The sequence below is a fragment of the Methylocystis echinoides genome (assembly GCF_040687965.1).
Lineage (GTDB): Bacteria > Pseudomonadota > Alphaproteobacteria > Rhizobiales > Beijerinckiaceae > Methylocystis > Methylocystis echinoides_A.
This window is the reverse complement of the sequence record NZ_CP156084.1, coordinates 1,898,856-1,917,500: the sequence shown is the minus strand read 5'-3', so window position 1 is coordinate 1,917,500 and position 18,645 is coordinate 1,898,856. Positions and strand designations below refer to the sequence as shown.

22 protein-coding genes (1 of these 22 cut by a window edge) are annotated in these 18,645 nt (G+C 62.4%); 3 read left to right on the top strand and 19 right to left on the bottom strand.

Annotated elements, in window-relative coordinates; all coding sequences use genetic code 11:
• The 3 genes in view from RVU70_RS09360 to RVU70_RS09350 are tightly spaced (at most 9 nt apart) and all read right to left on the bottom strand, a layout consistent with a single transcriptional unit that may run on beyond the window.
• A protein-coding gene (locus tag RVU70_RS09360) for a cation-transporting P-type ATPase (protein WP_363345574.1) crosses the window boundary here: on the bottom strand, positions 1-1,689 show its 5' portion. Its footprint begins 1,245 nt before the window's first position; the window shows 1,689 of its 2,934 coding nt (coding positions 1-1,689); its start codon is at positions 1,687-1,689; its stop codon lies off the left edge, out of view.
• 9 nt (positions 1,690-1,698) lie between these two features.
• The gene (locus RVU70_RS09355; protein WP_363345572.1) at positions 1,699-2,163 is read right to left on the bottom strand and encodes a hypothetical protein; all 465 of its coding nucleotides are present in this window, start codon (positions 2,161-2,163) and stop codon (positions 1,699-1,701) included.
• Positions 2,156-2,467, bottom strand: a complete 312-nt coding sequence (locus RVU70_RS09350) for a DUF5132 domain-containing protein (protein ID WP_363345570.1) — start codon at positions 2,465-2,467, stop codon at positions 2,156-2,158. Before RVU70_RS09350 ends, RVU70_RS09355 begins: the two co-directional genes overlap by 8 nt.
• 196 nt (positions 2,468-2,663) lie before the next feature.
• Here RVU70_RS09350 and RVU70_RS09345 point away from each other — a divergent pair, with 196 nt between their 5' ends.
• A complete protein-coding gene (locus RVU70_RS09345; RefSeq protein WP_363345569.1) occupies positions 2,664-3,875 on the top strand; it encodes a DUF445 family protein in 1,212 nt (403 codons plus the stop codon).
• Positions 3,876-4,092: 217 nt separating this feature from the next.
• Here the strand turns inward: RVU70_RS09345 and RVU70_RS09340 are convergent, their stop codons facing one another.
• Entirely contained in the window at positions 4,093-4,449 is a 357-nt protein-coding gene (locus RVU70_RS09340) for a hypothetical protein (RefSeq protein WP_363345567.1), read from the bottom strand.
• A 280-nt stretch (positions 4,450-4,729) separates the two neighbouring features.
• Between RVU70_RS09340 and RVU70_RS21600 the strand changes: the two genes are divergently transcribed.
• A complete protein-coding gene (locus tag RVU70_RS21600; RefSeq protein ID WP_405044790.1) occupies positions 4,730-4,885 on the top strand; it encodes a GCG_CRPN prefix-to-repeats domain-containing protein in 156 nt (51 codons plus the stop codon).
• 170 nt (positions 4,886-5,055) lie between these two features.
• Here RVU70_RS21600 and RVU70_RS09335 read toward each other — a convergent pair whose 3' ends face one another.
• The 4 genes from RVU70_RS09335 to RVU70_RS09320 all read right to left on the bottom strand — a co-directional run bounded on the left by RVU70_RS09335 (position 5,056) and on the right by RVU70_RS09320 (position 7,676).
• A complete protein-coding gene (locus RVU70_RS09335) occupies positions 5,056-5,397 on the bottom strand; it encodes a hypothetical protein (protein WP_363345565.1) in 342 nt (113 codons plus the stop codon).
• Positions 5,394-5,618, bottom strand: coding sequence for a hypothetical protein (locus RVU70_RS09330; protein WP_363345563.1), 225 nt, complete (start codon positions 5,616-5,618; stop codon positions 5,394-5,396). The genes RVU70_RS09335 and RVU70_RS09330 overlap by 4 nt, the downstream gene beginning before the upstream one ends.
• Positions 5,619-6,061: 443 nt before the next feature.
• On the bottom strand, positions 6,062-6,172 hold the full coding sequence (pqqA, locus tag RVU70_RS09325; protein WP_363345561.1) for a pyrroloquinoline quinone precursor peptide PqqA: 111 nt from the start codon (positions 6,170-6,172) through the stop codon (positions 6,062-6,064).
• A 106-nt stretch (positions 6,173-6,278) separates the two neighbouring features.
• Positions 6,279-7,676 (bottom strand): ATP-binding protein, encoded by a 1,398-nt coding sequence (locus RVU70_RS09320; protein WP_363345559.1) that lies wholly within the window; start codon positions 7,674-7,676, stop codon positions 6,279-6,281.
• A gap of 102 nt (positions 7,677-7,778) precedes the next feature.
• On the opposite strand from RVU70_RS09320, the gene RVU70_RS09315 reads away from it, so the two are divergent.
• Positions 7,779-8,411 carry a response regulator transcription factor gene (locus RVU70_RS09315; RefSeq protein WP_363345557.1) on the top strand — a complete coding sequence of 211 codons (633 nt, stop codon included), beginning with the start codon at positions 7,779-7,781 and terminating at the stop codon, positions 8,409-8,411.
• Between the two features lie 312 nt (positions 8,412-8,723).
• Here RVU70_RS09315 and RVU70_RS09310 read toward each other — a convergent pair whose 3' ends face one another.
• From RVU70_RS09310 to RVU70_RS09260, 11 genes are all read right to left on the bottom strand, one after another.
• Complete coding sequence (locus tag RVU70_RS09310) at positions 8,724-9,248, bottom strand: SRPBCC family protein (protein ID WP_363345555.1); 525 nt, start codon at positions 9,246-9,248, stop codon at positions 8,724-8,726.
• Positions 9,249-9,271: 23 nt separating this feature from the next.
• The gene (locus tag RVU70_RS09305) at positions 9,272-10,240 is read right to left on the bottom strand and encodes a vWA domain-containing protein (RefSeq protein WP_363345553.1); all 969 of its coding nucleotides are present in this window, start codon (positions 10,238-10,240) and stop codon (positions 9,272-9,274) included.
• A complete protein-coding gene (locus RVU70_RS09300) occupies positions 10,240-10,830 on the bottom strand; it encodes an MxaK protein (protein ID WP_363345552.1) in 591 nt (196 codons plus the stop codon). Before RVU70_RS09300 ends, RVU70_RS09305 begins: the two co-directional genes overlap by 1 nt.
• Positions 10,827-11,828: a vWA domain-containing protein gene (locus RVU70_RS09295; RefSeq protein WP_363345550.1), complete on the bottom strand. Its 1,002-nt coding sequence runs from the start codon at positions 11,826-11,828 to the stop codon at positions 10,827-10,829. The genes RVU70_RS09300 and RVU70_RS09295 overlap by 4 nt, the downstream gene beginning before the upstream one ends.
• The gene (locus RVU70_RS09290) at positions 11,825-12,712 is read right to left on the bottom strand and encodes a nonribosomal peptide synthetase MxaA (RefSeq protein ID WP_363345548.1); all 888 of its coding nucleotides are present in this window, start codon (positions 12,710-12,712) and stop codon (positions 11,825-11,827) included. Before RVU70_RS09290 ends, RVU70_RS09295 begins: the two co-directional genes overlap by 4 nt.
• A gap of 8 nt (positions 12,713-12,720) precedes the next feature.
• Complete coding sequence (locus tag RVU70_RS09285) at positions 12,721-13,566, bottom strand: VWA domain-containing protein (RefSeq protein WP_363345546.1); 846 nt, start codon at positions 13,564-13,566, stop codon at positions 12,721-12,723.
• Positions 13,563-14,594 (bottom strand): MoxR family ATPase, encoded by a 1,032-nt coding sequence (locus tag RVU70_RS09280; RefSeq protein WP_363345544.1) that lies wholly within the window; start codon positions 14,592-14,594, stop codon positions 13,563-13,565. The genes RVU70_RS09285 and RVU70_RS09280 overlap by 4 nt, the downstream gene beginning before the upstream one ends.
• 137 nt (positions 14,595-14,731) lie before the next feature.
• On the bottom strand, positions 14,732-15,022 hold the full coding sequence (locus tag RVU70_RS09275) for a methanol dehydrogenase [cytochrome c] subunit (RefSeq protein ID WP_363345542.1): 291 nt from the start codon (positions 15,020-15,022) through the stop codon (positions 14,732-14,734).
• Between the two features lie 83 nt (positions 15,023-15,105).
• Positions 15,106-15,681: a cytochrome c(L), periplasmic gene (gene moxG / locus RVU70_RS09270; RefSeq protein WP_363345540.1), complete on the bottom strand. Its 576-nt coding sequence runs from the start codon at positions 15,679-15,681 to the stop codon at positions 15,106-15,108.
• A gap of 33 nt (positions 15,682-15,714) precedes the next feature.
• Positions 15,715-16,626: a methanol oxidation system protein MoxJ gene (gene moxJ, locus RVU70_RS09265; RefSeq protein WP_363345538.1), complete on the bottom strand. Its 912-nt coding sequence runs from the start codon at positions 16,624-16,626 to the stop codon at positions 15,715-15,717.
• A 95-nt stretch (positions 16,627-16,721) separates the two neighbouring features.
• Positions 16,722-18,596 carry a methanol/ethanol family PQQ-dependent dehydrogenase gene (locus RVU70_RS09260; protein WP_363345536.1) on the bottom strand — a complete coding sequence of 625 codons (1,875 nt, stop codon included), beginning with the start codon at positions 18,594-18,596 and terminating at the stop codon, positions 16,722-16,724.
• Positions 18,597-18,645: the final 49 nt, after the last annotated feature.

Genomic DNA, 18,645 nt, shown 5'->3' with positions numbered 1-18,645 from the left:
GGTCAGCATGACTTCGTCACTGCCGATCAGCATCCGATCGCAGAGCCTGAGCACAGACTCGGGGCTGCCCTTGACGGCGGCGAGCCTTTGGCCGCCCCTCGCGCCGTGAAGCGTGATCATGAACATCTGCCGCTCGGTCCGATAGGCGATCCGCTCGATCGGATGATCATGACGCAGGCGCGCCGCGTCTATGCCGATGTCTTCCGCAAACGCAAGCAGCGCCGCTTCGGTCGCCGACGCGTCGGCCTGGTCCTTCAGCCCCGCCTCATTGCAAAGAGCGACGATCTCGCCCAGCTTCTTGACGTCCGGCGGCGGATGTCGATCACGCTCCGCCGCCGCGCCGCCGATCAAGGAATAGACGCCCCCGCCACAACTCGCCTCCGCGACGGACATCCGGTTGAAGGTGAGCGTGCCGGTCTTATCGAGGCAAATGACGCGGACGGAGGCCAGCGTCTCCACGGCGTCGAGACGACGCACCAGAACATGGCGCTTGCGCATCTCTCTGACGCCGAGCGCCAACGTGGTCGTCGCCAGGGTCGGCAAGCCTTCGGGGACGGCGGCGACGGCGAGCGCTATGGCGTTCTTGAAGGTCGTGAACGGACCGAAGCCGCGTAACAGGCCGACAAGGAAGACAAGCGCGCAGGCGCCGCCCGCCAGCAGCGTGAGCTGACGACCCAATCGGTCCAGTTGCCGCTGAAGCGGCGTGTCGGGCGCCGTCGCCGTTTCGAGAAATCCCTGAACCATGCCGATTTCAGTGTCGGCGCCGGTTGCAACGACCACGGCGCGGCCGCTGCCGCCCGTGACGACCGTCCCCCGATAGACGATGTTCGACCGGTCGGCGAGAGCGACGTTTCGCGCCGACAGCGGCTCGGGCGATTTGCGCACGGGGGCGCTTTCGCCTGTCAGGGTCGCCTCATTTACCATCAATCCCTGTGCGGCGACGACGCGCGCATCCGCGGCGACGATGGCGCCTGGCCTGAGTTCCAGCACATCGCCCGGAACGGCGCTCTCGACGGCGATGACTTCGCTCTTCCCCTGCCTGATAACCGGGACGCCGCCGCTCAAGGGCTTCGACAATGCGCGCACGGCGCGATCGGCGTGCGTCTCCGTGGCGAAGCCGATGCCGGCGTTGAGCGCAACGACTGAGAGGACAACGATGGCGTCCGCCGCGCCGCCCGTCATAACCGACAAGGCGGCGGCGCCAATCAGCAAGGCGACGGGCAGGCTCTGGAACTGCTCGACGAAAATCTCCAAGCGATCACGCCCGGGGATGGAGGGGAGGATGTTTTCGCCGAAGCGTTTCAACCGACCCGCAATGGATCTGGTTTCAAGTCCCGTCATCGAGCTGCGCAGCCGGCTCAAGGCCTGATCCACCGGCAGCGCATGCCAGGGCGTTCGGTCCCGTCGCGCGGGGCCGGCTCCGAGGTCGCCCGCCCTGTACCGCAACAGCGCCTTTTCAACCGCTTGGCAAATCGTCGCGACATCCGCCCGGTCGTCGAACACGACCAGAAGCGTTCCGGTGGCGACGCTTCCGGTGGCCAGTTGCACGGCTTGCGTCCCAGACAGGACGCTCTCCAGGGCGCGCTTGAGCCTGCCCGCGCCCTTCAATCCGGGGACGCGCACCCTCACCCTGCCGCGCACCGCGGTGTGGACAAGAGTCAGACCGCTCGCCGCGCCGCGCTCCTGCATGGGCGTCGCTCAGCGCCGGGTCTCTTCTGGGGTCCAGGCGCGTATCGCCTCCCCGGCATACCAGAGCAGCGTGACGGCGGGCGCGAAGACGCGCCCGCGCGCAATCTGGAACATCGCGCTGAGGAGCAGCGCAAGGATGATATAGGCGCGCGCGTCGACGCGACCGGCCGACATCGTCAAGAGGCGCTGGTTGAGCGCCTGCAACTGCTGCCCCAATGCGCCGACCTGGCTCTCGGGTTCGAGTGAAATACGGAACGGGCCGCCGTTCTCGATGAGCAGTCGACTGCTGTCCGGACCCGATATCAATATGCTCGCCGTCACAGGATTGGCGTCGATCCGGGCGGCGGGCAATTTCTCCGCCAGAATCCGCGAAGCCTCGCCGAAATAGGCTTTGTCGTGCCGCCGCGCCGGAATCTTCAAGCGCAGCCGCGTCGGCGTTTCGTGAACGACGTAGGCCTGCGGAAGGTCAGCCATGCGCCTTCTTCTCCGACTCCGTCGCTTTCATTTCGAAGGGCACGACATGGTCGTCGGCGCCTGCGCTCTCCGCGGTTCGCTCCGCCTCGATCTCGGCCTGCACTTCCGCGACGATGTCCGACATCGTCTCCGTCGCCTCACCGACGACGCCGCGGAGTCGATCGTATAACAGCATTCCACTCTTCACCGCGCGTTTCGCCGTGGGATGTACTCCGCCATCCTTCCGTTGCAATAGCGACGCCGCCGCCCCGCCCGCCGCGCCGGCCGCTAGCGCAAGAAAGAGATTTCGAGCAAGTCGCGCCATGATGAAGCTCCGAGGTGCTGGATGGGCCCGCCGTCGTTGCGGTTCGAGGCCTTTGTCGAAGATCGGCTTCGTCCCGAGATGAGTGAAGTGATAGGGCCGGTCGACCCCGCTTCAAGCGGCGCGGCGTCCTGGAGCCGCGCACCCAGCCGGTCGGGCGTCTCTTGAAGCGAGGCGAGGCGCGATCAGGTTGAGGGAGATGAACGCAGGCCACGCGCGCCCTCTTTTTCCGCCGACGCGGCGGACTCTTGCGACGGGCTTGCTCGTGGCGATGGCCGCCGTGTTTCTGCTCACCTTCGCTTTCGACGAGCGAAGCTTCTGGACAAGGCTCGTCCGCGCCGCGGCGGAGGCGTCTCTCGTTGGCGGGATCGCTGACTGGTTCGCGGTGACGGCGCTGTTTCGTAGGCCCCTGGGGCTTCCCATTCCGCACACGGCCATCGTGCCGATGAACAAGGACCGCATCGGCCAGGGGCTCGCCAATTTTCTTGGAAAGAATTTCCTGTCCGCCGAGAGTCTGGCCGTCGCCATCCGAAGCGCCGAACCGGCGCGCCGACTCGGGGACTGGCTGAGCGTCGAAGCGAACGCGCGCAGGGCGACGGATCACTTCTTCGAAACCGCGCCGATGCGCGAGACAGGCGTTCTCGCCGCAAAGATGCTCAGGCCGGCTTTGCGCAAGTCGGACCTCCGGCCGCTTCTCGACATCGCGACCAACGCATTGAGCGAAACCGGCCTCGACGCCGCCCTGCTCGACGACGTCCTGCAAACGGCGCAATCGTTTCTGCACCGAAAGGCGGGGCATCTCAATGAATCCGCGGCAAGGCGGCGGCAAGGGCTGCTGCGCCGCAGCTTCGATCGGCAAGTCATGCGCGCAATTCTGGAGGGTCTGGAGCGGCTGCTGCGAGAGCTGAGCGACAAGAACAACGCCTCGCGGAGAGTCCTGATCGACACCGCGCAGGCGAGGATCAGGACCGCGCTTCTCTCGCGCGAAAATGCGAACCGCCTGCAGGACTGGGTCGCGCGGATGATCGAAAGCCCGAACTTCGAAGTCTGGCTTGCATCGCTGTTCGACGCCCGCGCCCACGGCCGCAAAGGCGCTGATGAAGAGCGGCGGGCGGCCGTCGCCGGCGTTCTGGCCGCCTTAGGCGAACGCTTGCGCGCGGACGCCAAGACGCAACAGGAGCTCGACGCCGTGCTCGCCTCTGTCGGCATGGAGCTTCTGCCGCTTCAGACCGCGCTCGTCGAGCGCATTGCGGAAGTCGTGGGAAGCTACGAAAGCAAGGCCTTCGCCGAGCTCATCGAGCGCGCCGTGGACAATGACCTGCAATTCATCAGAATCAACGGCACGGTGATTGGCGCCGTGGTCGGCTGTCTGCTCTTCCTCGTGAAAACCGGGATTGAGTCGCCATTTTAAGTCCTCCGGCAAGACGACTCTGTGATCGCCTGCGGTCACGGATGCGCCATCGGGCCAGACGCCGTGGCGACAGAAAAAAAGCAGCGGCAATGGCGATCACAGCAGCAAGTGTGCGTTCCATAAGCGCCTGCGTCGGTCGAGCAGCGATAACTCGCGGCCCGTCCTTTGGCGCTCGATGCTGTCGCGCACTGGCCCCGCAGCAGGCTCTGCAGGCGACTTACGGGCGCATCTCGGCGTTCAGCCAGTCTGCCGTTGCAGAAGCGGCGTCGGGGTAGGAGGTCGAGACTCTTGACTTATTCTGATCGGGGCAGTCGCAACGCTCATTGTAAAGGGCGAAAAATGAGCGATCGGGAAACTGCCCCTTCGATTCAGTGACGCTTGCGCATGAGGACAATGCTGTCGCCAGGGTCGCGACGATCGAAGCAGAACGCAGGAACATGTTGCACCTTCGAAACGCGACGGGATGGTAAACTGTAACACCAAGATGAAATTGGTTAACCCGTTGCGTTGCATTTGATGTGTTCATAGTGAAGACTTCAATAACGCGCCCGCCGCGCTTGCGCTGGAACAGCATCGAGATCGCCAGCAGAATTCAACCCAGGTCGAGACGCGACAATACGTCCGATCGATGGTTTCGGCGGAGCGCCTTGCGCTCGGCCGCGGCTTTTACCTTCCCGCCAGATTTCAATGGCGCCCGTCTGTGTCCGTTGTAAATTCGCACGCGCGGACAGGCTCTTAATAGCGTTGACCCGTTGTCCGCTTGGGAGGTTTGAATGAGCTTTAGATCCTTTCTTGTTTCAGTCGCCTTGAGCGTCGGCCTTGCATTTGCGTTTGGCCCGGGAGCGGCGCAGGCGATGCCCCTCCAAAAGATGGACGGCGTCGATGCGCCGGTTGAAAAAGTATACGGCGGATGCGGCCCTTATGGGCATCGCGGACCCTGGGGCGGTTGCCGTCGCGGCGGCCAATGGGGCGGCTGGGGCTGGCGCAGGCCGTACTGGCGCCGCTGGTGATTACTTGCGGCGTTCGGCCCTGCGGTCTTGCCGATAGCCTGAGATAAATAGCGGCGGCCATAATCATGTGACCGCCTGCGTCATGCGCGGGCGGTCGTCCGGCGCGGGCGGCTCAGAGCGCCGCGCAACGGCCGGAGGCTACGATGCGGCTTGCGGGGCGCCGCTTGAAATCAGCGTGGCGGAGGATTTGTTTGGGTGGCGAACGCGCGTAGCGCCGAGAAAGCCCAGATCAGCAAATCCCGGTCTGCCTCGTGCGCCTCGAACCAGGTTAAATCGTTGTCCTCCCCCTGAGGCTGGTCCAGGCCCCACCGCGAGATGCACTGGTCGGCAAGGCTTTCATCGGAGAAGCTGGCGAATGTGAGGAACGCCGCGTTGCACTGGCCCCCGCCGCACGAGGTCAACCAGCGATCGGCGATATCGAGACATCGCACACACGCCATTGGCGGCGTGTCGGGGTGCGGCGCAGACGCAGTCACGAGATGCCTTTGCCGTCCATGAACGGCATCCTTCATTCTGCGGGCCTGACAGCCAGGAGCGTGCGCAACGCGCTGATGGCGCGTGCGACGGCCGCGTCTTCCTCTTGGAAAAAGGCAGCCTCCTCACGCTCGAGCTCATCCTGAGGATCCGGCTCGCAAAGCTGCCGCCGGATATCGCACAAGCGCTCGTGTCGATGCTCTAAGCTTCGTAAGAGCATTTCCGCGTCGGCCCGGTCGATGGTCAGCGTGACCTGCATCTCACTCTCCTAGAGCTATCGCTATAGATGGAGCGGGCCGGGGGTTGCGGCAGAGGAGCCTGCAAAGTTTTTTATACGACGGCTTGTCGCCCGTGGCCTGACGCATGGGAGACAGAGACGGCGAAACCATCGGGCTTGCGGTAACGGCTAAACGCCAAAACAGGGACGAAACGCCTTGCTAAGGCGCGCTGCAGCGCCTGCATGTTTGTCTGCCGTCGCCGAAATACCGGGTGCGTGGGTTCACGAACAGCTTGCCAGCGAGGGGTGGTCGATCGAACGCAAGAAGAAAGCGACGCTATTCAATCTGTTTGAACGCACAAAGAGATCTCGAACTGAATACCAGGACAAGGGCTCGGGAGACCGGGACGCGGACCGCATTCGTCCCCGCGACAACTTCGTCGCGACGCAGCTACAGCCACGTCGCGAGCGGAGTCGTCTACGGCTCAGATTTCAGCCGACTCGTAGCTGGTGATTTCCATGCCGACGCATACTTCGACGATCAACGGGTTTGACCAGGTCATGATGATTTCCTCCTTTGGGCGGGCTTGAGACAAAGCCCTCGCCTTAAAATAACGACCAGGCGCGGTTCAATCAGCCTGAAAATTTCCCCATCGCTTTTTCCACATTTTCCCACTCAAAGATGTGCGTCCCAGGAACGCCCTACCGGCGGTCCGGCTCTTCTTCATCGCCGATCGGGAGCGCGACGATCACCCGTGTGCCGCCCTGCGCCCGTCGCTCGACTTTCATCGTGCCGCCCCGTCCCTGCACACGTTCGCGCATCCCGAGCAAGCCCATCCCCGACCGACGTTGTTCCGAAACGCCAATTCCATTGTCCTCGACAACCAGGGTCAATCTCGGGAGCTCGTCCGCTTCGCTTTCGCCCCGCTCTTCGATCCTCTCCCATCCGAATTCGATGCTCACCTGAGCCCAACTCGCCTTGGCGTGTCGAAAGATATTGGTGACGCTCTCCTGAACGACGCGATACGCGGTGAAGGCGGTCGTTTCGTCGAGCGATGACAAATCATGTGGCGCCAACAGCCGTAACTCGACCTCTGGATGGCCGAGCGACCAGGAGGCGAAAAGGCTCTTGAGCGCCGCCTCGAGCCCGAGTTCGGACAGGCCCTTCGGCCGCAATCTTCCGAGCAGCCCCCCGATCAACAGCTGCAGCGTTTCGCTCGCCGTGTCGACGATCGCGCAGATTTGTTGGATTCGCGCCGTATTGGGCGGAGATTGAGCAACTGCTTCCTGTAGCGAAGCGGACGCCGCGCGGATCGAGAAGAGACATGGTCCGGCTTCGTCGTGGAGGTCCCGGGCGATTTCCTTGCGCTCGCTGTCCTGAATGTCGATGAGTTGGTTGACGAGATCGCGGTTTTCCTGACGCACCCGATCGAGCGTCGTCGCCAGTGAATTGAGCGCGCTGGAAATGTTTCGAAACTCCGAGGCGCCGCCCGGTGCGATCCTGACGCCGCTCTTACCGGTCTCCAAATCCGCGAGACCGGCCTGCAGGGCAGAAAAAGGCGTGAGCGAAAATCGCACGAGGACGAGCATGAGAACGATGATCGCAAGGGTCACCATAAGGCTGATCGATGCGAGCCGCGTCATATCGGACCAGATCTCCCCGAGTTCGTCGAGCGGATTTGAGACGATCGCCACGCCGCCAAATTCGCGGTCGTGGATGCGGATTGGAACGATGATGACCCGTGGCGGCGGGACATCGACCATCTTGACGAACCATGCGGGCGGATCATCATCGGAAGCGTCGCCGCTTCGAGGCCACAGCGCGGGCGGCGCTTCGCCACGTTCGAGTATCCTGATGTCGACGTGACGCAGGCTGCCGAGATTTGCATAAAGCCTGCGCAACGCCGGTGCGGGATCTTCGTTATCGGGAAGAGTTGCAATCGTTGTCAGGACAAATTCCCTGGCAAGACGGAGATTACTTCCTGCCTCAGCGCGAACGCGCGGTCCGGCGTGCATCAACTGAATGGTGAGATTGATCAGGAGCGTCGCCAGCAGCGCCAGGCCGATGAGCCAGCTCAACCCTGCCTTCAGAGAGATCATGCCGTCGCCCGGGAAAGAATGGCCTCGAAGTCGCGACAAGACGATTGACACCGCGCAGGCTTTTCACAACAAAGATAGAGGCTCACAGCAAGAAAAATCGTCATGCGCGTTCTGATCGTCGACGACCATCCGATGGTGATCGAGGGCTGCCGAGGCATGCTCTCGGGGCAAAAGGACATCGAAGTGTTCGAGGCCCACAATGCTGACGAAGCGCTGGAAAAATACGCTTCGACCGCTCCGGATGTGGTGGTGCTGGACATCAATCTTCCCGGCGTCTCGGGCTTCGAACTGCTTCGTCTGTTGCTGAAGCGCAACCCCGGCGCAAGAGTCATTGTCTTCACCATGAACGACGATCCGGTTTTTGCAGCCCGCGCGATCGAACGGGGCGCGCGGGGCTATCTGGCGAAAAGCGAAGATCCTAAGATCTTCATCAAGGCGATTCGATCGGTCGAAGCGGGGGAACGCTTTCTCTCCAACAATCTGGCGCTCAGACTGGCTTTCGCCGATCAGAGCCTGACCAAGAATCCGCTGGACGCGTTAAATGGCCGGGAGATCGAAATCCTGCGCAATCTCGCCAATGGCAAGGACATGACCGAGATCGCGCACATCCTGAAGGTCTCGTATAAGACGGTCGCGAACAATTGCATCCTGCTCAAGCGCAAGCTTGGAGCGCGCTCGAAAGCGGACCTCCTCCGCATCGCGGTTGAAAACAAGGTTGCGATGAAACTGGTGTGAGCGCCTGGTTCACCGGAATCGCTTTGGCGTCTCGATAACGCGCGGAAAGCCGACTCAATGCGTCTTCGCGCGCGACCCCCTTGTGGCGCAAGTTGTAAGAATGCGGGCAAAGCTCTCCACAGGTCTGACGCCGGCCTGCCGCCTTCGCCACTTACGAAGCCCCAATAGGATTTCCGCATAGCCCTCGCCGCGCCCGTCGTCCGCCAACATTTGGCTTGGGGAGCGCTGGCGCGCTCCTCTCCGCCGCAAGCGGCGCGGAGAAGACGCCCCACAAGCGCAAGCCCTGCTTTGGCGAGGGTGGATCGCGTCACGCTACTTGCCTTCGATCTTCTTCTTGAGCCCCTCGAGCCCGTTGTGGAGATAAAGGGCGATCGCCGCGCGCGCCGCGTCGTCGTTTAGATTTTCCGGCGGCTCGTTGCTGGTGTCGCCGCGATAGAGCCGCCCATACCATTTCACCTGACTGCCGCCGCCGGCCGCCGGCTCGATTGTGAAGGTCAGCGAATAGGAACTGACGGGCATCGCCTCGAGATTGGGATCGGACATGCGCCAGGACAGCTTGTGCGCAGCCGCGTCATATTCGTCGAGACCTTCCTTCAGCGCCCCGCCCTTCTTGAGCGTCACGTCGCGCTCGGCGCCCGCCGCGTCGCCACCCGTAGCCTTCACGGCCTGGACGTCCGGATGCCAGGCGGCGAGTCCGTCAAATTTCCCTGCGACCGCCCACACGGTCTTGGGATCGGCGGCGATGAGAATGGTTTCATCGACTTTGATCGGCGTCGGCCCGTGCGCGAGCGCTGGCGCGGCGAACAGCAAGGCGATCAGCGACAGTGATGTTCTCATGTTTATTCTCCCTCTTTCTTATTTCAGGCCAACCGCCGTCTATGCGCGAAGCGTTCGAAAAGCGGAGCGACCGAAAAGACGCCGAATAGGCAGAGAGCGGATGCGCCGCCGAGAAAGGGCCGCAGATCAAGGGCGCCTGCGCGCGTTTGTGACGCGCCGGCGGCGAGATAGGCGTCGAGCAAACCGGCCTTGTCGTCGAGATGGACGTAGCCCAGGCCGGTCTTCTCCGAGAGCGTACGCAGATACGCCTCTTTCACCGAGGAAAGATGCTCCACGCCAATCGCGGCCGTCGCGCCGAATGGCGCGTTGCGCGCATTATAGCCTTCGCGCTGCTCGGCGTCCTTGGGCGGCAGGCCGAAGCGACTTTCGTGCGGCACTTCGTCGATCGAGACAAAGCCGACTTCGCGTCCCCTGTCGTCGAATTTTGGGATAGGCGAGAGTTCGTAACCGCCGACTCCAACGATCAACCCGCGCGTTTCTCCCGCTTTGCCTTCGAAAACGGGGCCGCCTGACGCCGGCAGCGGCGGGGCCTCCTGACCGTCCGTGAAAAACAGCAAGTCGGTCTTCAATTCTCGCGCCATATCGATGGCGCGGAACAGGCCCGCCGAGATGCGGCTGTCGCCCTCCCAAGCCATGCGCCAATCGAGCGCCGCGATCGCTGCTTCGAGAGGCGAGAAATCCTCACAGACGTCGACCGGTTCGAACAACAGGAAAGGTCGACGCTCGGTGAAGACGCCAAGCGCCACCCGCGAAGAGCAAGGCAGGCCAGCGATCAGCGCCCGCAAGGCCGCCTTGACTCTTTCCAGACGGCTGATTGGCCTTCCCGCGGCGGCATAGTCACGAACATTCATGCTGCCGGTGATGTCGACAACGGCCAAAAGGTCGTAACTCGATCGCGCGGCCCGCCATTGCGGCGTCACCAACGTCATGATGAGAAGCCCCGCCGCCAGCGCCAGCAGAATCAAGCGGGGATCGCGGAAGTCCGGACGCATCAGGGCAGGCCTTTCGGCTTACCTGGAATGTCTGTCCAGAGCTTATTGGGATCGGCGCTGAGTTCATCGCCGCTCTTTCGTTCATAATCCGGAAAGTCGCGCAGGAGCCGCGCCGCCACGTCAATATTGAATTTGGCGTCCCAGAATTCAGGGTTTAACTGGAGCGCGCGGCGATACTCGCGCTTGGACAGATTGGCGAAAGGACTGGCGGCGTCGAGCTCCAATTTCTCGACATGCTCCAGCGCCGAAAGCAGCAGTGCATTCGCGAGAAGATAATGCCCCGGCGCGCGCGTCTGCGCGTCGCCGGCATGATCCAAAGCTTCCAGAAGGCCGCGCGCCTGGTCGAGTTCATTGCGCTTCGTGAGGAAGGCGATGCGCGCCAGCAGCGCTTCCGGCCGCGCTTCAGGATCGACGCGTATGTCTCGCCCAGCGCGAAGGCCCTCGATCACGTCGTTGGTCATGATTGCGCGCCGCCATTCGATACATTCGAAGCCCGTCGCCAGCGCAAATCCAAGGCAGGCGACGACGAGGAGTAGGGAGCGCTGCGCGCGCCAGACCTCGAGCAATTTCGCGCGAAGGGCTTCGATCACAACGCCCTCCTCGGGGGCGACAGGCGTGTTTCCGCGGATTTGGCGATGAGAAGCAAAGCCGTCGCGCCGAGCGCCGTGGCGAAAAGCAGGCCGCTCAGGTCACGACGGGGGAGCTTCTCCAAATAGTGCATAGGCCGCCGTTCGAGTCGATCGATCTGGCGCAACGCTTCCTCAATCGCTTTCGCCCCTTCCGCCTCGAACGCGCGATAAGTCACGCCGAGCGATTTGAAATAGAGATCAAGATGCCGCTCCGGCGCCGCCTGCGGCGTTTCGGCGTCGCCTTCGGGGGCGCCGTCGATCCCCCGGTTTCCTTCGGTGCGCAGGAAGAGCCAATAGAGGTTGACATGCGTCTTGCGAAAATCCGCACGGAGATCGTCCTGGATTTTCGGATCGATCAGGCCCGCGCCATCCGAGACGAGAAGAATTGCGCGTGAATGATCGGCGTCGCCTGCGCGAAACACCGACAGCGCCATGGCGAGACCGCGCGCAATATTCGTGTAATCGAGACCAGGACGATCCATCGCGTCAATCGCCGCCTTGGTCAGACTCGGGTGATCGGAGAGTGGCGTGACCAGCATCGGCGACGTCGAAAAGGCGACGACCCCGACGAGATCGCTTCGGCGGCTGTCGACAAAGGCTTTCAGGATGCGCTTGGCGGCTGCGGCTTTGGACTCCTCGCCGCCCGAGGGATTCCTGCCTGCAAAAGTTTCATTCATGCTGCCGCTACGATCAATCAGCATGACGATCTCCGCGCCCTCGGCGATGCGCTCGATCTCTTCACCCGCGAAAAATGGCCCCGCGGACCCAATGAGGCTTGCAAGAAGCGCTGCGAGGCCGAGGAATTTCAAAGATGCTGCGACAAGCGTCGACAGCGCGTCAGCGGGAACGCCGTCCAGAGACGAAATTGTGGATCCGCGCAACACGGATTTCAGAAGCGCCGCGACAGCGACCGGCGCGAGCAAGAGCAATTCCGGACGATCGAAGCTTAAGGCCGTCATTGCGCGCGCTCCTGGCGAGCGAGCGCTTTCGCGAATTTGAGGAGCTCGGCGAACCCGTAATCGTCCGCCCCATCGCCCTTGGCGGAGAAAAAGGCGATTTGCGAGGCCGAGAAGAAGCGGTCGAAGGACGGCTTCAATGCCGCGTATTCCGATCGCCGAGACAAGAAGGCCGAAACATCTTCGGCCAGCAGCGCCCCTCCATTGGCGCGATCAATCGCACGATGCATGCTTTGAAAGGCGCGCCGGAGAGACCGGACGTCGGAATTTGATTGCGTAGCGAGTTCGCGGGCCAGGGCGTTGAAGATGCGCGCGCGCCTTTTTTGGAATGGCGGCCAGGCGCGATCTCGCGCGACGGCTGCGAGCGCAAGGAGAGAGAGCGCTGCGAAGGAGAGCGCAAGGCGCTTTGGCCGAGTCTCGTCGGCAAAGACCACCGGCGGATCGGGGCGCAAATCATCTTCGGCGCGGTCCTGCTTCGCAGGCGCGATTTCGCGCAAGGGCGCAACGCCGACGCTCCAGGCGGGAACCGTAACGGTCTCGTCGTCGAAGCGTAAATCTAAGGGAGGGATCTCGATATGGCGGACATCGAGCGCGACGTAAAAGTTTTGATAGACGAGGTCGATCTCCCATCGCCTTTGGGAGCCGTCAGCCGTCGTGCGAACGCCAACATCCTTGAGATCCAGCGAAATCCCGAGCGGTCCGGGCCGAGGCAGCGACGACGCGAACAGTGTGGCCTCCGCCGGCCCCACGATCTCCGCCCGCGCGTGGATCAGGTCGCCGACGAAATAGCCGAACGGCCTGGCAGAGTGGATCTTGACGCGGAAGTCACGCGCCTCGACCGGAAGAGCCCAGACGAGCGCGACGATGAGCGGAAGCACGATACGCATGACGCGCCTCACGCCGTCATCAGGCGCGAGCTGAGGGACTTGGGATCGAAGCGATTCTCGATGAAGATCGGCGGCCGAAGGCGTCCGGCCGCCAGCTCTATCAATCGGTCTCTACGCCTCGCCTCTGCGTCGATCCATTTCTCGCGCAGAGCTGGCCTCATCACCATCAGACGCCGCCGCGCGGTCTCCGGATCGCGTAACTCGAGCAGGCCCCAGCGTGGCGGATCGAGTTCGCAAGAGTCGACGAGCGCAACCGGCAGGACGTCATGAAGGGCGAGCAGATCGAAGACGCTCCGCGTCAGCCGCGTCGACCAGCGAAAATCGGAGATGAGCAGCACGAGCTTGCGCGCCGCACCAAGCCGTTTTGCGGCGTCTTTCAAACCCTCCACGCTCGCGCCCGCGGGACTCTCTTCTCGAAGCTTGTCAACGGCTCGAAGCGCCGCGCGTCGAGATCGCGTCGCGGGGCAAAACACGCGCGCGCTCACGACATCGCCCCCGGCGATAAGGCCGAAACGGTCGCCGAGCCTCGTCGCGGAAAAGGCAAGGGCCGCGCAGATATCGCAGGCGACTGCGAATCGGTCGACGGCGCCGACGAAACTCATGGACGCGGAAAGGTCGACAACGGCGTAGACATCGATCGCGCTCCGCTGTTCGAAGCGCCGGACATGGGTCTCGCCGAAGGGATCGCGCAAGGTCGCACGCAGATCGATGCGTCTGGCGTCGGGGTAGCGCAAGAAAGGCGTCTGATCGCGAAATACGCCGAAGCCGCCGACCTCACTCGATACATGCGCGCCGGCATGATTGGACCGGAAGCGCCCGCTCGGACGGTACATGACGTCGGTTTGCATCGTCATGGGACCGGAGTCGCTTCGAAGACAGCTTGGCAGAGTTGCTTCACTGGCTCCTCGCCGCGCAAAGCGTAGATCGGATCGACGAAGATGCGATGCGCCATGACCTCGAAAAAAACGTCTCTGATATCGTCCGGCGTCAAATAGTCTCGGCGTTCCAGCCAGGCGCGCACGCGCGCCGCGCGCGCCAGCGTAGCGAGCCCGCGCGGACTGGCGCCGCCTTTGACAAGCGTCGAGACATCGATATCCCCCAGGGTTATGCCGATGGAAGCGGGTTGCGTAAGGCCTGCCCAGAGCGCCAGCACATAGCTTTCGAGAGCGCCGCTCGCCGTCACGGTCTCCTGAATCGCACGCGCAGCCCGGCCGATCTCGCGATAATCCACCGTGCCGGGCGCGACACGCTCGAGAAGCGCGTCCACATCCTGGAAGGCTGGATCAAAAACGAGCTTGCGCCGCGCCTCCGGGTCGCTCGGCGCGCCCATGGGAATTTCCATGAAGAAGCGATCGCGCGCGGCGGCCGGCAGTTCGAATGTCTCCTCGCGTTCGACCATATTGCGGTCCGCGAAGACTTGGAGATAGGGAAAGCGATATAAGCGGTTGAACGCCGTGACGCTTCCTTCTGCCATCAGACGCAAAAGCAGCGAATGGACCTGCGGCCGCGCGCGATTGATCTCGTTGAAGAAGAAGACCGGCAGCGTCTCGGCGAGGCGTAGGAGCTCCGAGGCTTCAACGCGCGGGCGACCGTCGTCGCCGAGATAAGTGTGATATAAAATATCGCTCGGCATCATGTCCACCGTGCCTTCGACACGGGTGAAGTCCCCGCCTAACGCACGGGAAACGGCGCGCAGCAGCGTTGTCTTGCCGACGCCGACGTCGCCTTCGATCATGACATGGCCGCGTGCGAAGATGCACACCGTCACGAGCCTGATCACGCGCGCCTGGCCGACGACCGCTTTTTGGACTTCCAGCTCGAATGCAAGCGCGCGGTCGCGCCATTCCTCGAGATTTCGCTTCGTGTGTGAGACCCGATTCAAGGCGCAAACCTTAGAACATCGCCAAAAAAGGCGGCCACGATCTCGGGAAAAGACTAAAAGCGCGCTGTTGCCGAATAACGCCTTAGTCCAGATCGTGGCCGCTTACCTTCGTCGCGTCATGGACGCGGCGAATGCCGTCACTGAGCGATCTTGCTCACGTCATATTCCCATTTGCCGGTCTTCTTGAAATTTTCGACTCGCTTCTTGTTGCGCTCTTCCATGCTCTGGATCGACGCCTGCTGCTTGGCGAGCTCCTTCGGGTCGTGCTTGGGATCGTATTTCGAGCCTTCCACCTTTTCGGGGAAGCCGGGCTTGGGCTCCCAGCAGTTGCCGGGCGACTTGCACTTCGTCCCGTCATAGGCGAGCGCGCTCCCGGCGCCGAAGACAATGCCGACGGCAAGCGCCGCGGCGACATGGATCTTACGCATCCCTGGTTCCTCCATTTGTGAGGCAAGAGCCTCTTTGATTGCGCCTCCGGCCGATGGGGGCGGAACACTGCGCGGATCTGGCCTTATTTCTTGACCTGACATTTGCCGGCGGGATTTTCCGGCAGCTCCTCATGGCCGCCGAAAGGCTTGAAGGCTTTGCGCTGGGCGTCCGTCAGCCAGGTCGCCTTTTCCGGCGCCTCCTTGAACAGATGACGAATCCAGGCCATGACCTTCAGCATCTCGTCGAGCTGAAGATTCTGATATTGCGGCCCCATCGACGCCTGGGCGCCGCCGTAGATCGTTGAGAAGAGCCCCTCGTCGGTCTCGTTCTGCGGATAGGTCCAATAAGCGTCGTTGAGGCCGGGGCCGATCTTGCCTTCTGCAAGATGACCGTGGCAGCCGGAACAGGCCGAGAGGAAAATCTGCTCTCCCTGTTTCAGGCAGCTTACGTCCTCATTATAAGGATTTTTGCCGGTCGACATGAATTCCTTGACCGCCGGCGTGTCTTTCCCTTCTGGCAGCGCGTCGCTGAAATTCAGCACTTCGCCGGTGATGGTGTTTCTAAACGCGATGGCCGATTGCGCCAGCGCCGTCGCCGCGAGGATGCCGCCGATCGAGGCGCCGATGATGCGGGCCGCGCTTTTCTTATGGTTCGACACGTTTTTGCTTCCTGTTCGGTAATCGCCGCTCATCTATTGGCCGAGGGGGAGAAGCGGCACGCCTTCCGCCTTGAGAATTTCCTCGATCTTGGGTTTGGCCGAAACGAGCGCCGCATCGACCGCGGCGAGCAACGCCTTGTCGTCGCGTCGGACCGCAACCGACTGATCAAAGCGCTGCGCAACCTTTTCGCCGTTGCTCTTGGCTGCATCGTCCTCGATAAGGGTGATGCGTAACGGCGTCGTCGACTCTTTCGCGTAGCGCGCTACGTCCGGCGCAAAGCCGACCGCGATTTCGGCGGAGCCGTTCACGACCTCTCCAACCATTCGGCTCGGGTCGATCTGCGTGTACTGATTCCGCGCCGATCGGAAGTTAACCAGCGAATAGAGATAAGCCATATTGTCTTCATATTGCCCCTTGTCCTTGAGGAGGACTTCGCCGGGCGACCCGAAGGCGACGACGATATGACCGACTTTCTTAAGTCGCGCGTCGTTCCAAGACTTCACGTCGAGATCGCGATCGGCTCGCGTCACGAAGACGTAGCCGGTGCGATAATAGGGCCTGGACGTCGAGACGCGCGGATCGCCCGTGTCGAGACCGACGATCACGTCGCAAAGATTCTTGTCGAGATAGTCGCGAACGAGATAGATCGCCGGGCGATCGGACCAGACGAATTGCGCTTTGCGTTTCATGGCGTCGGCAAGCGCGACGCCAATCCTGTTCTCGAGGCCTAAGCCGTCTTCCATCGATAAGGGCGGCTGATTCTTCGCGGCGCAAATGCGCAGCACGTTGGGATCGGCGGCCGGCGCCGACAACGCCGGCTGCGCCGAAGCGCTGGCCGCGGCCTCGCCGGAGACGCCGAGAGAGGCGCCGGATGCGCTGGCGGCTCCAAGCATCGCCAAAGCAGCGGCGCCGAACCTGATGGACGAGCGGATGACACGCGACATTTTTACTTCTTCCGTCATTTTGCCTCGCATTGCCCGGACGCATGGGGTTGCGTCCGAGCAAGCGCCTCACAATCGCTATTGCAAGCGGGAGGAGACTAGTTTGCCTTGTATTCGCCGAGGCTCAGATTATCGTAGGGGCCCTGGCCGTTGAGGGAGAACACCATGACGCCGCCGCCCATCTGCGTATAATTGGCGAGCTGCTTGAACGCGCCGACCGCGCCGAGACCAGCCGTCGGATCCTGGAGGTCGAACACGAGACCAACGCCCGGCCAACCGCCGACGCCATACAGGATGGCGACATATTCAACGCCCTTGTGCTGATAGACGATGGGATGGCCGATGACGCCCGAGGGCAGTTTGAACTTCCAGAGCAATTCGCCGGTGTCACTGTGGCGGGCCTTGATGAAGCCGTCGAGCGTTCCATAGAAGACGACGTTGCCGGCGGTCGCGGCCGTGCCGCCCCAAACCGCAAAGCGCTCCATCTTCTCCCATTTGAACTGCCCGGTGATGGCGTTGTAGGCCTTGATCTGGCCAAGGCCCTCGGCCTTCTGACGATCGCCCTTCGGACCCGGATACATATTCAGCGTCGCGCCGACGAAGAACTGCCCCGCGCGGTAGGGAAGCATGAAGGGCTCCCAATCCATGCAGATGTGGTTCACGCCGAGGAAGAACAGCTCCTTGGTCGGATCATAGGAGTCGAGACCCTGGTTGTGATAGCCCATCGCCGAGGGGCAGACGTCCTTGGCGAGATGGTCCATGCGCGTGCCATATTCCGGATCACGCACCGGCTGGCCGCTCTTGAGGTCGATCTTCTTGAAGACATTGACCGTGTCGTCGATCTTGTCGGCTGAGATCAGCGTGCCGTCGGTGCGGTCGAGCGTGTAGACGATGCCGTTGCGGTCAGGATGGGTCAGGAGCTTGCGCAGCTTGCCTTCCTTGTCCTTCTGCTCCGAGAGCATCATGAAGTTGATGCCCGCATAGTCCCACTCGTCGTGCGGCGTCTTCTGATAGCCGAACTTGGCCTGGCCGGTCTCGAGGTCGCGACCCCAGATGGTCATCGTCCATTTATTGTCGCCCGGGCGCATGGTCTCGTTCCACGGCGCCGGATTGCCGCTGCCGTAATAGACGAGGTTCGTGCCCGGATCGAAGGCGAACCAGCCCCAGTTGGTGCCGCCGCCAATCTTCCAGGCGTCGCCTTCCCAGGTCGAGGTGCCGAGGCCCTTTTGGCCGTAATGCGGATTGGCCTTGTTGAAGTCGTCTCCGATCAGCACGTCGGAGTCCGGACCCGTCGCATAGGCGCGCCACTTCTGCTCGCCGGTGCGAACGTCATAGGCCGTCATGTAGCCGCGCACGCCGAGTTCTGCGCCCGAACTGCCGATCAGGACGACGTCTTTGTAAACATGTGGGGCGACGGTCAGCGTCGAGCCGACCTTGAAATCGGAGTTTTCGACCTTCCAATATTCCTGTCCCGTCTCCGCGTTGAGCGCGACGACATTGCCGTCGAGGAGCGTCTTGATGATCAGCGCGGGCGCTTTGCCATCGCCCGGCCAATAAGCAAGGCCACGATTGACGATGTCACAGCAGGCGACAGCGCGCGCGGCGGCGTTCTGCTTGGGCTTGTGCTGCCACAGGATTCGCGTCGGATCGCTGAGATCGAGCGCGAAAGTGTTGTTGGGGAAGGACGTATGGACATACATCTTGCCGTCGACGACGATCGGGGCGCCCTCGTGGCCGCTCAGCAGCCCGGTCGAGAACGACCAGGCGACCTTCAGGTTCTTGACGTTCTCGGCGTTGACCTGGGTCAGCGTGCTGTAATGGTTGGCGCTGTAGTTCTTGCCCTGCATCGCCCAATTGTCTTCGCTCTTGGTGAGCGCCTCGAGCCGGTCTTCGGCTCGCGCCGCTATCGTCATCGCGAAGGGCGTCGCGATCAAGACCGACAGCAGGGAAACGGAATTCAGGAATTTCCTCATCGACGAGTCCTCCTGCGACGTCCCGCAAGGCCGGTTTAAGGCTTCTTGT